Below are 12,922 nucleotides of genomic sequence, written 5' to 3' on the forward strand. Positions count from 1 at the left end.
CCCCGATCAGGGAGCGGATGGAATCGGGTCAGGTGTCGTACCGGAGATCGCTGTAGCCGACGAGGGCACCGAGCACGACCGGCAGCGTCACCACGCCGAGTCCGGCGGCCGGCACCATGACCTGGAACGGGTCCGCGCGCCACGCGGACTTCAGGGCGGTGACGGGAGCGAAGGCCTCGTCGCCGGCGCTGACCGCCACACCCCCCAGGGAGGTCACAGCGCCGAAGCCGACGTACTGGAGGATCCCGGCGGTGAGGCCGGTGGTGAGTGGGACATGGTCGATAGCGTTGGTGATCAGCTGCTTCGTCGTGCCCTGCGCTGCGCCGCCCACGGTCCCGGCGGCGAGGTTCGGCACCAGCCGTGGGCGTGCGTAGGTCCATGCCCGCTGGGCCCGGGAAGCTGTTCTGGCCGCCGGCTCGGGCTCTTTCGGTGCGGCTGCGGCGTTCGGCTCGTGCGCCGCCGCGGCTTGGGTGTCCTGGGGGGACGCCACCTCCTCGATATCGTCCGCACCACCGGCGGGCGGCGGTGGCGCCGGCACGACGGGCGCGGAGCCCACCTGCTCCGGGATCTGACTCGCCACCGCGCCGGCAGCCGGCAGCCCGGCCGTGAGAGCGGTGGCGATGCCGCCGGTGCCGAAGCCGCCCACCGCGCCGGCGGCCGCTCCGGCCCCGACCTCCTCACCGAACGTCTTCGCGTTCCACATCCCCGGCGGCGTCTCCACGCTGTAGAACAGGCTGCTGCCCGCGGCGCCCATCACCGCGCCGCCGACGGCGCCGATGCCGGCCCCGGTGGCGGTCGCGGCGAGGAGCCCCTGGGCGGCCATCGCCGCGGGCACCAGCGTCGCGGTCGCGCCGGCGCTGACGACCACGGTGGCCAGGACGACCAGGAGCAGACCTAATTCGATGCTGCTTTCCTGGAGGGTCGTCAACTGGCCGCTCGGGTCGGTCAGCAGGGTCGGCTGGTTGCCGACGTAGACGTAGGGGCTGGCGTACTGGGCGGCCTGATCGGGGTTGAGAAACCGCGCGATGCACGGGTCGTAGAGCCGGGCCGGGAAGGCGTACAGGCCGGTCTCGGCGTCGAACTCCTGGCCGGTGAACAGGATCGGGAGGAAGCCCGGCGCCGGTTCGTGCGCGAGCACCTGGCGGCCGAACACGTCGAACGAGTACGCCGAGACCAGCGCTCCGGTGCTGTCCAGGACGAGCCTGGGGGAGCGCAGGTGATCGGTCACCACCGAGTAGCGCTGGTTGCCGCGGACCATCGCGACCAGTCCGGTCGGGCCGTGCACCCAGGCGGTCGGCACCCCCGACGCGTCCACGGTGAGCAGCGGGCCGGGCACGCCGGCGTGCACATAGAGCGTGGGTGCGGAGTCGCCGCCGCGCCATTTCATCCGGCGGTGACCGTTCACGTCGTACGCGAAGGTCAATGACTGTCCGGTCTGACTGTTGGCGATGGTCGCCGGCAGTGCCGTGGTGTCGAGGTAGCTGAGGGCGAGACCGTCGCCGCGTGCCTCGAGCAGGCCGTTCGGTTGGTACGTGTAGGTCGTGGGCTCGCCGCCGTCGGGTGTCACCGCGGCGAGTTGGTTCGTCCCGGGGGTGTAGGTGAAACAGGCGGGGCCGGAGCCGCCGGTGGCGAGGGTCTGGACGTTGCCGTTCCAGTCGCTGCAGCCGTCCGCGTCGACGAAGCCCACATCGACCGATCGCGTGCCGTCCGCGTCGACCGCGCAGAGCAGTTGTTGCAGCGGGTCGTAGTCGTACCGCACACAGGCGGCGTCCGTGACTCCCGCACCGGTCGTCGTCTCGACCAGCGTCTCGGGGTTGCCGGAAGGATCGTAGGTGAGCGCGAGTGAGAAGGCGGCGTCGTCGGTCTGCACACCGAAGGAGGCGAGGCGGCCGAGCGGGTCGTACGTGGCCGAGCCGGCGGGCAGGTCGCCGTAGGTGTGGCTGATCGGGCGCCCGAGCGGGTTGTAGGTGAACGCGACGAAGGGCACACCGTCGGCGTCGCTGATCGACAGCACGTTGTCCCGGCCGTCGTAGGCGTAGGCGACGCCGGTGAGGCCGGTGGAGGATCCGTCGGGGTACCCGATCCACGTGACCCGGCCCTGGTTGTCGAAGTCGTAGGTGGTGGTGAACGCGCCGAGCGTCGTGCCGTCCTGGCTCACCGTCGCTGTCCGGCTCGCCAGCACCCCGGTCGGAGCCCAGCTGTACGCCTCGGCGACCTCGTACTGCGAAGCGCCGGTGCCGGTGAGCGCCACCGTGGCGACGAGTTGGCCCAGCCCCGTCGGATCGGTTCCGTCGCCGTCGTAGGTCCAGCGCCGGGTCTGTTGGTAGGGGACCTGCGTCTGGTCCTGCGGCCAGGCTGGATCGTCGGCGTACTGCTGCAGCTGGGCGGCGGTGGTGGGGGTCCAGTCGAACGTGACGGTGCCGGCCGACAGGTGCCGTCCGAGCGCGTCCCAGGTGTGGTAGGCGACCAGCCCGGCGGCCGCCGCCGCGGCGTCCTGGACGAAGCGCACCCGTCCACCCCTGTCGAACAGGTAGCGGATCGTGCCGGTGTCCGGCCCCGACTCCTGAATCAGCTGCCCGACGGTGTTCTCCTGGCGGGCCAGCGTCTGCGCGGGATCGCCGAACGCGTACGAGTCGGGCAGGGCGTGGGTGGTGTCGAGGGTGCCGTCACCGTAGTTCGGCACGATCGTGTCGAGCGCGACCGCACCGCTGTCGGGCGTGAACCGCCCAGCGGGGCGGCGGGAGGCGTCGAGCAGATGCGACATCGTCGTCTTCGTCTGGCTGGTCCGCGTGACGAGGTGGAACGTCGCGTCCGGCGGGTCCAAGCCGTACGGCAGAGTCCCGGCGTTGCTGCCGTAGCCGAACTGCACGGTCGGTCGGCTCGCCGGCGTGGTTGAGCCGAGGTCGACGATCGCCTGGTCCGCACCGGGAAAGCCGAGCTCGACCTGGCGGGCGAGCGGCGACGGCTCCAGCACCCAACGCCGGTACGGGTAGCCGCCGTCGTCGGTGTCGTTCGTCCCGTCGTACCAGTCGGCGACGTCGCCGCTCATCGTCGCGGTGCCGTCCAGCCCGGCGAGGAAGGCGGCCAGGTCGACCAGCCCAGGGCGGTAGGTGAGCACGGGCAGGGACGCTCCGCTGCCGAAGAGCCCCGGTGCCGGAAGAGTCTGCACGATCCTCCGGTGCCGTCCGTCCCGGATCGACTGCGTGAGCAGGTAGTCCTCGTCGGTGAGCAGGTGCTCCTGGCGGGCGACCCCGGTGGCGTCGCTCTGCTTGACCCGCAGGGCCGGACCCGCGAGAACCACCAGGTTGGCGAGCCCGAGCGCGTTGCATCCGGTGCTGATGCTCGGCGGGCCCTCGGCCTCGCTCGACTGCGCGAAGAGTAACTGACCGTCGGCGTGGAACAGCAGCTGACCGCCGACCAGGGTGAGCAGGCACCAGGTCGGTGGGCCCGGCACGGCGGCCAGGGCTGGGATCGTCGTGCCGTCGAGGGTGAGCCGCCACCGGCCGCTGACGTGGTCGAAGGTGACCGTGGCGGCGTCGCCGACGTCGATCGCGAAGTCGTCGGTGAGTTCGAGCGGGTCGCCCCCGAGCGGGGCCAGCTCGACGTGCACGGCGTACGTCGGGGGCAGCGGACAGGCGTAGCCGATCGAGTCGCTCTGCCCGGCTGACGCGTGCACGAGGATCCCGCCGCTGGCGGCGAACGCGCCGACGCGTGAGGGCGTCCACTCGGCTTGCCACGCGTTGCCGTCTCGGAAGCTCTGGTAGCTGCCACCGAGCAGGCACCGGATCGCCAGGGAAGCGTTCGGGTCGGTCGACGCGAACCCGGACGGGTTGCCCTGCCGGGAGAGGTAGCTCAGCCGCATGGCAGAGGGCATGCCGGCAGAGGTGGTCCTGCCGACCTCGCGCAGAAAGGTGTCGCGGATGGTGCGCCAGGTGTGCCCGGCCCGGTCGATCCGGTCGAGTGGGACGCGGCTTGTCGGGTCGTACGTGCGGGCGACGAGCTGCGCGGTCAGCGGGGTCAGGGTGAGGTCGTCCACGCGAACCGGCACCGCGGTGGTGTTGGCGGCGGTGACGGACAGCGTCGCCCCATCCGTCGACGCCGCTACCGTGATCGGCACGCACTGGAACGACCAGGTGCCGCCGGTGTCCGGAAACGGAAGCTGGACCACCGTGGGCGTACCACCGGCGGTGACGGTCAGGGTCCAGCCGGAGTCGGCCTGAACGAACCCGGGGTCGGTCTTGCACCAGGCGCTGAAGACGTACGTTTCGCCCGCCCGTGGCGCGAGCGGTGTGCGGGTCGCGCCGGCGCCGGCGCCGGGCAGCAGCAGGCTGACCGAGCCGGTGCGCGCGTCGGTCGGATCCCAGGCCGCCCCGCCGGTGAACGACCAGCCGGTCAGGTCCTCGTAGGGTTCGAACCCGCAGTAGGTGGCCTCGCCGTCGGCGAAGCTGACGTTCGCGGCGTGCGCGACGTCGAGCAGTCCGTCGACCGAGGTAAGGGTCGCGTGTGCGGTGCCGGCGGGGTCGATCGATTCCAGAACCGACCCCCGCGCGTCCAGCACCGTCGCGGTGCTGGTGGTCATCCAGTACGCCGGGTCGGGGGTCTCCCCGAACGGGAAGATCCCGCTGTCCTGACCGGAGGGATCGCCGCTCCAGGCCCAGTGCTGCGTCGCGGCGGACAGCGAAACGCCGGTGCCCGGCTGAGACCAGGCCGACCAGGTCGTGGCCGTCGAGCTGGCGGTGACCGGATCCGCGTCGCCCACGGTGACCGTTTCCCATACCGCCACGACGGGTTGCAGCAGGTTCGCCGCGAGCAGCCCGGGGTAGACCTGGTGGCCGTAGCAGCGTTGCTCGACGTGCGTTTCCGCCGCCCCGGTGAGGGTGGTGACCTGCCAACAGCGTCCCATCACCACACCGGCGAACGGGGCCGGCAGACCGGCTGGCAGGTAGGTGAGCGCGGTGACCATCGGGACCCCGTCCTGCCGCTGCACCACCGTCTCCGGCCGTACGTACCCGCCGTACAGCGGCAGCGGTGACGCGCCCGGCTGGGGAGACGAGCTGCGGGTGTCGAACATCGTCCACGCCGTGGTGCGGCTCTGCACCGCCGCGCCGGAGAAGACCCGTACCGCGCCTGACGGGTCCGGGTCACCGGTGTAGTCGATGTTGTATACCGCGCCGTTGCTCGGATCGTTCACCGACCAGTAGAGGTATCCGCCGTCCACCTGGAGGTACTGCACGGTCGCGGTGTCGCTCAGGGTGACGCCACCGGCCGTGAACGCCTGGGCGAGCCCGGGTGCGACCGGCTGCGGCGGACCGGGCGACGCCGCCGGATCCAGTCCGAGCGCGGCGTCGAAGTCGGTGGCGAACTCGAACCCGCCGGAGAAGACGACGGCCTGCTGCAGGAGCCCGTCGAAGAGCATCTCGGTCGATCCGGGGAGGGTGCCGTTGAGGTAGGAGAAGACGGTGCGGCCGTACGTCGACGTGGCCGGGTCGGTGGTGCCGTCGTACACGGCCGAGCGGTAGTACTTGACGACCTGCCCGGTCGGGTCGCACGTGGCGCTCGTGCGGTCGAACTCGTACGCGGTCGAATACGTGCCGCCGAAGCCGTCGGTGACCGTGAGCGACGTGACCGGGTAGTCGGTGACCGGGCCGTTCATCGCCTGCCCGGCGTAGCGGAACACCTGGTAGGAGGATGCCTGGCTGAATCCGCCTTCGTTGGCGGCGTAGGCAACCAGGGACGACGGCCCGGACGGGAGCTGGCCGTCCGGATCGCCGGGCGACACATCTGGTACGTAGTAGGCCGAGCCGGCGACCACGTCGGGAAGCGGTTGCAGCACCCCGCCGTTGCGCAGAACGAGGAGCTGGACGGCGTCGTCGGCCGGTTCGGCTGCATCGGTGACCAGGTAGGCCAGGTAACTCGGCGCCTGGTTGACGATGCTGCGGGAATCGACGTCGGCGGCGAGCTGCGAGGTGGAGGTCAGCTCGAAGACCGGCTGCTGAACCGAACCGCTCCACGTGGTGGACGTGCCCCGGTAGTAGACCGCGTTGCGGGCGACGACGAAGTCGCCGCCGGACGCGGACGGCCAGCCCTGGTCCGCGATGCTGCCGCCGGACGGTAGCGGGGTCAGGATCGGCGTCGGCTGCTCGGGGAAGCCGCCGCCGTCCGGGTCGTAGGCCAGCACACCGGTCACCGCGTCGCTGTCGTCGTTGGCTACCTGGACCGCGACGTCGTCGCCGTACGCGAACGCCAGCCACCCGTAGCCCTGCATGGACGTGGCGAAGCTCGCGGTGTGCCAGGTGCCCGCGTCGAACCGGAAGAGGTTCTGCCGCGCGGCCACGAACGCGCCGTTCACCACGACCGGGCCGGGCGGCCAGGAGACGCTCTGCTGCTCGTCGATCGGTTCGGCCGCCAGCCCGCCGACGTACGTGGTGTCGACGAACTGATAGTCGAGATCCCAGCGCAGCAGCTGCACACCGTAGGTTGAGGTCGGACCGAATGGGCCTTCCGCGAATGACAGCGCGACGAGGGACGGGCCCACGTCCCAGGCGATTTGGTAGCCGTCGTTGAAGTTCACCTGGCACGGCAGGGTGACGCTGCCGCCGTCGTGCCAGAGCGCGCCGGGGTCGAGCCAGCAGAGGGACAGGTCGGTGCCGGCTGTCGTCGTGCTGGCGACCAGCAGGCACTCGGCGTCGCCGAGAACGAACAGCGGTGACGATTCGGTGCGGACCGGGCCGTCCAGTCCGCTCCAGCCACCGCTCCAGTCCCACGTCCACTGGTAGAGCAGGTAGGTCGACGACGTGGCCAGCACGGCGGCGACGAAGGCCGCGCCGGCGGTCAGGCTGACCTGGCCCGCCAGGGCGGGCACACTCGTCGCGCACCATTGGTCGGGCTGTCTCGGGGTCCGGCTGTAGAGCGTGACGGCGCTGGTCCCGGACTCGGTGCCGAGCGCCAGCGCGAACGTGTCGGCAGCCGTGACGGTTTGGGCGTCGTCGGCGTCGAGCGGGTTGGTGGGATCGTCGTAGACGGTGCCGCCGCACCAGTGCGACCAGCGGCCGAGCCAGGTGTACACATCGAGCGTCGCCATCGTCCGTGCGGCGCTCAACCAGACCGACACCACGTAGTCGGCGCCGCTCCACACCAGGGGTGTCGCGCCCGCGCCGAGCGCGTCCGGCGGCTCGATCTGCGGCGTCGCCCGATCGCAGATGTCCAGGCAGGACGCCGCGTACGCCCAGGTAGCAACGGCTCCCTGGGGATAGGTGATGGAGCACAGCGCGCCGACGTTCGGGGAGTCCGCGGCGTCGAGGTAGTAGGTGAAGGCGTAGCCGGGCAGGCTCGCGCCGTAGCTGTTGCGCTCGGCGACGCCCGTCAGGTAGCGCTTGACGGCGGTGACCGACAGCCCGGCCGGCGTCGTCGAGACCACCTGCGGCGCGCTGTAGGTCAGGTCGATCGCGAAGACCAGGTCGCCGTCCGCGGCCATGACGTCGAGGCCTTGCAGGTAGAGCGTCTCGTAGCGGTCCTGGTAGGCGTTGGGCGTGGCGAGGTTCGCCGGCGGGCTCTCGGGCGCGTCGGCTGGGACGAGTTGCTTGTGGGGGTCGAGATACTCCTGCGCGTCGGCGGTGAAAGTCTTGTCGCCGTAGCGGAACAGCACGACCTGGCCGGCGACACTGGTGACGCTGGTCGGGTAGATCGCCTTCGTGTACGGCAGCCCGGCGCCGACCAGCTGCTCGGCGTTGTTGCCGAGCAGGCCGTTCTCATCCCGGGGGAACTCGTTGTACGCGTAGCCGACGCAGGAGTCCCACCGATCGCGGCGCTTCGTGAGATTCCATGCCCGGGCGTACTGGGCCTGGCACGTGCCGAGCATCGACGGCCCGGCCCAGGTGCCCGACGGTCCTCCCCATTTGACCGCCCACTCGATGCTGTTGCCGGCGCTGACCGCGTAGCCCTGCGCGGTGCTACCAAGCCCTCCGCCAAAGATTCGCACCTCGGCCGAGTCGGTCGTGACCTCCCATTTCTCGTACTCCGGGTAGTACGAGATCTGCCAGAACAGGTAGTCCTGTGCCTGGTACCGCAGCCCGCCGTCCTGGACGTCCGCGCCGTTGGCGCTCACGTTGACCGCGAAGACCCGTTCCCAGGTGGGATCGCTGATCGTCCAGCCCGATGCGGCATCACCGGTGACGGTTGCCGCCGGGGCCAGCGGCAGCCCCTGGGCTGCGAAGGCCGCGACCACCTCGTCGGACACCGGCCCGGTGGTGAGGGTGCCGACAGTCGCCTGGTCGAGCTGGGCCCGAAGCCAGGGAGTCGAGTCCGGCACCAGGGCGTTCGAGACGCCACCGGACCAGTAGACGTACTCGGCGCCAACAGCGCTGACAGACCCGGAGAAGCAGGCCTCGATACGGTCCCACGCGAGGTACCAACCGAGGCCGACGATTCCCGTGGGAGCGTCGAGGTTCCACTGGTCGACCTGGTCGCTGACGTTGCTCCGGTACTGCAACGCCACGCCGACCGCGAGAGTGTCGTCGTCCGGCACACCGGGCAACTGGACGAGATTCTGCGGGTAGTTGAGGTCGCCTCGGAACAGGTTCACGTTCCGCGACAACTTCCCGACGGCCCCCACCTCGAACTGCGCGGGGTCGACGGCAGGAACCTCGTTGGCCATCAGAACCCCCGCCTCGCGCAGCCTGTCGGCGCCTGCACCTCTGTCCTGGCCAGGAGTCGGCGGACTGCGGGGCATCCTGCTCCCGACCGAGGCCTACTCGCATATGTCTACCTCACAGTGAGGCCGAAGGGCGCATATCGGCATATACCCACACAATCGGGTCATGGCTGACAGGCTCGGTCGTTGCGAAGCCTGCTGGCGTCCGCTGGCTGGTCGAGCACGGCTTCGACCCGTCCTCGCCAGGCTGCGAGGTCGACGTGCTGAGATCCCGGCTGTGAGACCGCACGAGCCCAACGGCCACGAGTGCTGTTCTGCCGCATCGAGCAAGCCGTCTCCTGAAGCGCGTCGCCTTCCGGACCGACGAGGTCATAATCCTCTATAAGCCTTTTCACGGAAATTCGACTAGCTGTCAGCCTCTGTCCGGTGCGCGCTTCCCTTCCACCGCAAGGCTCGGGGCATGACTGTTTCCACTCCTGGCCTGTCCGGCTTTCGCCGCGCCGGTGCGCTCGCTGCGGCCACGCTGGCCGCGGTGGCGCTTGGTGTCGTTCCGGGTGCCCGCGCCGACGCCGCTGGCGGCATGTTGCCGATCGGCGATGCGGACCTGACGGAGGTCACCACCAGCCGCGCCCTGGCCGACGGCGTGACCCTGACCCGCATTGTGCGCGGCACCGAGCCAGCGCCGGCCGACCAGATCAACACCACCCGTCGCGGCCCGTGGGTCGTCAACGTGCTCACCATCGACCCGCGTCTGGCACGCGGGCACCTGAAGGCGACGTACGGCCCGAACCTCGGGCAGGTCGAACGGACGACGGACCTCGTTCACAACGCCGGTGCCCTGGCGGGCGTCAACGCCTCGTTCTTCACCTTCACCGCCAGCCCGCTCTACCCCGGCGACCCCGTGGGGTTGGGGCTGTACGGCGGGAAGCTGCTCAGTGAGCCCACCACCGAGCCAGGCGAGGTCAACTTCGTCGTCGACGCCAACAACAACCGGGCACTGACGGGGAAGCTCACCTGGTCGGGCAGCGTACGGAACCGGCAGACCAACGCCATGCTGCCACTGGAGTTCATCAACCACCTACCGGTCATCCCCGCCGGCTGCACCGCCCTGACCGATCAGACCGCGTGCACCGAGCCGGGCGACGTGGTCCGGTTCACCTCCGAGTTCGACTCGGCCACTCCGACCGGCGCCGGCGTGGAGGTCGTCCTCAACGGGCTCGGCTGCGTGGTGCGCACCGCGACCACCCGCGGCACCACCCTCGCCGTGGGCCAGACCTCGCTGCAGGCCACCGGGCGGGACACCGGCGCCCTGCTCGACGTGGCCAGGCGTGGATGCCTGGACCTGACCTCGACCTTGACCAACCAGCAGGGCCGGAAGCTTCCGCTGCGGCCCGGGCTGTTCGGCGTGAACGGGCGGTACCCGTTGACGGCGGACGGTCAGATCGTCGTGCCCGACGGCGGATCCGACAGCTTCTTCGCCCGCAACCCCCGTACCATCGCCGGCACCACCCGGGACGGGAAGATCCTGCTCGCGACCATCGACGGCCGCCAGACCACCAGCGTCGGAACCACATTGGACGAGACGGCCGCCGTCGCCCAGGCGCTCGGTATGTCCGACGCGGTCAACCTCGACGGCGGCGGCTCCACCGCCATGGCCGCCGAAGGTGCGCTGGTCAACCACCCGAGCGGAACCGAGCGGGCTGTCGGTGACGCCCTCGTCTACGTGCAAGGCCGGTACCGCAGCGGGAACTGACCGCCGTCACTGATCCGTTCTTACTCGACACAGGTTGCGGCCGGCCCGGGACAATGGGCCGGCCGCAAACTGGTTTCCGTCGGCGGAGGAGGCCCACCTGCTCATCCGCTGAGGCGCGTCCGGTGCCGGAGATGCCCGTCACGGCCCCCGCAGGCGCGGCGCTTCGTCATTGTTCGACCATCGAGCGGCCGCCGAGGCCGAGGCCAGGCCAGGTCATGAATGATGCCACGGCGCAGTACACGTGGCACTCGCAGCTCGCTTACCGGTTCACCGCTTCTGGCCTCGGCGGATGTGCCAGATGAGGTCAGCCTTCGTCGTTGAACAGGTGGTGCAGGTACCGCTGCGGGTCGGCCAGGAATGATCGGGTCAGCAGTACCGGCTGGGCGTCGTCGTAACCGACGTGGCTGATGGTGCCGCCGGGTTCGATTTGCAGGATCCGCGCGTGCGGAACGGCCAGCAGGATGGGGGAGTGGGTGGCGACGACCAACTGCGAGCCGGCCTGGGTGAGGTCGCGGATGCGGGTGAGCAGCGCCAGGCAGCCGTGCACCGACAGGGCTGCTTCCGGCTCGTCGAGCAGGTACAGGCCTCGTGGCCGGAACCGGTGGGTGGCCAGGTCGAGAAATGACTCGCCATGTGAACGCTCGTGCAGGCTGGCGCCGCCGTAGCTGTCGGCTACGCCGAGTCGGTCGATCTCGGTGGCCACGTTGTAGAACGACTCGGCGCGCAGGAAGAATCCGGTGCGCGGCTTACTGATCCCGCGGACCAGTCGCAGGTGCTCACCGAGAGCCGACTCGGTGGCGCGCGTGCTGAACCGGAAGTTGGTTGACCCGCCCTCAGGATTGAAGCCCACCGCTACCGCGATTGCCTCGATCAGCGTCGACTTGCCGGTGCCGTTGTCTCCCACGAGGAACGTCACCGCTGGATCCAGCTCTAACCGGCCTGCCGCCCGCAGTCCGGCAACGACGGGCAGCGTGAACGGATAGCCCGACACGCCCGCGTCGCCCTCAGCCAGCTCCACCCACCGCAGAAACCCGCCGCCGTCCCGACTCAAGGCCGACACCTCACCCCCGATTCTCATCACCCGACCCCTTGCGCCGCTGCCCTGTCCACCGCTTCGACGGTAGTTGCCCGGCCAGCAGCATGTCCGACCGAACGGGGCGGCCTCGAGCAACCTTTATCTGCCTCCGCCATTGTGTTGCCCGCAACGCCGTGGCGAATCCACAGTGCGGCAGGACGGGTGGGAGCCAGCGGGACCAGACGTTTCGCCCTCGCCCAACGGGTATTCAGGCGTGCCGGCGCAGCCGGCGGCTCAACAGCGTCACGGAGTGAGGGAGTGCCTGTCATGCCCGATCCCCAGCCCACCATTGTCCTCGTGCACGGGGCGTTCGCCGAGTCGGCGAGCTGGAACGGTGTGATCGAGCGGCTGGGCGCCGCGTACGACGTGGTGGCCGCCGCCAACCCGCTGCGGGGCGTCGCAGGCGACGCCGCGTACGTGCGGGACGTGATACGCGGGATCGGCGGCCCGGTCGTCCTCGTCGGCCACTCGTACGGCGGCATGGTGATCACGCAGGCCGCGGCTGACGAAACATCGGTGCGGGCCCTCGTGTACGTCAACGCCTTGTGCCCGGACACCGGCGAGTCGGCGCTGTCGCTGTCCGGGAAGTTCCCCGGCAGTACGCTCGCCGACACGCTGGTGCAGTACCCGGTGTCGAGCGGTGGTAACGAGGTCGCGATCGGCCAGGACGCCTACCACACGCAGTTCGCCGCGGACGTGCCGGCCGACCTTTCCGCGCTGATGGCCCGGACCCAGCGGCCGATCACCGAACAGGCCCTGGATGACGGGCTCTCCGGCGACCCCGCCTGGCGATCGCTGCCCAGCTGGTTCGTGTTCGGGGACGCCGACAGGAACATCCCGGTCGCCGCGCATCGGTTCATGGCCGAGCGGGCCGACCCGCGAGGCCAGCGCGAGGTCGCAGGCGGCTCGCACTCGATGGCGGTGGCCCGGCCGAGCGAGGTCGCCGAGACGATCATCGAGGCGGTCCGGGCCGTGAGCGGCTGACGCTCCGAGCGCGAACACGCCGACGAAACGGTGGCCGGGCCCGGCACCGCCCGTGGGCACCGTCACCGCCTTCGGGCCCCGCCACTCCTTGATGGTGATGCCGCCGATCCGGGCGCCGTCACCGGCGGGCATACCTCTGGCACTCGCCCGGCTGAGGGTTCAGCAAATCTCAGCACCTCAACGCCGCCTGGTTTCGGTATTGGCGTGGCACGAGTATGGGACGGTCATAACGTTGATCATCGATGACTCATGCTGTCCTTCGTCTCCGTAGTGCTCGGCATTTTCGAGCGGACCCAGATCACCGTGTCGTGCCCCGTGGACGCCGGGCCGACGCCGGCCGTCCTCGACGTTCCGGTCGAGGACAACGCGCTGCGCGAATGGCCGGAATACGACCGTTTCCCGGCTAGTGGGCGGTTGGCCGCGCAGGTACGGTGCCCCGCATGACCACACCGCCCCCCGC

General features: G+C 70.3%; 5 protein-coding genes. 3 read left to right on the forward strand and 2 right to left on the reverse strand.

The genetic code is table 11. The annotated features are described in order from the left end of the window. Positions 1-28: 28 nt before the first annotated feature. Entirely contained in the window at positions 29-8,581 is an 8,553-nt protein-coding gene (locus DKT68_RS02730) for an RHS repeat domain-containing protein (RefSeq protein WP_146218266.1), read from the reverse strand. Positions 8,582-9,110: 529 nt separating this feature from the next. Here DKT68_RS02730 and DKT68_RS02740 point away from each other — a divergent pair. Beyond that, positions 9,111-10,403: a phosphodiester glycosidase family protein gene (locus tag DKT68_RS02740; protein WP_407940685.1), complete on the forward strand. Its 1,293-nt coding sequence runs from the start codon at positions 9,111-9,113 to the stop codon at positions 10,401-10,403. A 304-nt stretch (positions 10,404-10,707) separates the two neighbouring features. Here the strand turns inward: DKT68_RS02740 and DKT68_RS02745 are convergent, their stop codons facing one another. Continuing rightward, complete coding sequence (locus DKT68_RS02745) at positions 10,708-11,454, reverse strand: AAA family ATPase (RefSeq protein ID WP_236646689.1); 747 nt, start codon at positions 11,452-11,454, stop codon at positions 10,708-10,710. Positions 11,455-11,745: 291 nt separating this feature from the next. Between DKT68_RS02745 and DKT68_RS02750 the strand changes: the two genes are divergently transcribed. Together DKT68_RS02750 and DKT68_RS02755 are read left to right on the forward strand one after the other, a co-directional pair. Continuing rightward, entirely contained in the window at positions 11,746-12,462 is a 717-nt protein-coding gene (locus DKT68_RS02750; protein ID WP_109815852.1) for an alpha/beta fold hydrolase, read from the forward strand. A 249-nt stretch (positions 12,463-12,711) separates the two neighbouring features. Then, positions 12,712-12,906, forward strand: a complete 195-nt coding sequence (locus tag DKT68_RS02755) for a hypothetical protein (protein WP_109815853.1) — start codon at positions 12,712-12,714, stop codon at positions 12,904-12,906. Positions 12,907-12,922: the final 16 nt, after the last annotated feature.

Source organism: Micromonospora acroterricola, assembly GCF_003172955.1.
GTDB classification, from domain to species: Bacteria; Actinomycetota; Actinomycetes; order Mycobacteriales; family Micromonosporaceae; genus Micromonospora; species Micromonospora acroterricola.

Coding starts and splice junctions, on each gene's coding strand:
- DKT68_RS02750 (WP_109815852.1), top strand. CDS start 11,746: ATGCCCGATCCCCAGCCCACCATTGTCCTCGTGCACGGGGCGTTCGCC.
- DKT68_RS02740 (WP_407940685.1), top strand. CDS start 9,111: ATGACTGTTTCCACTCCTGGCCTGTCCGGCTTTCGCCGCGCCGGTGCG.
- DKT68_RS02755 (WP_109815853.1), top strand. CDS start 12,712: ATGCTGTCCTTCGTCTCCGTAGTGCTCGGCATTTTCGAGCGGACCCAG.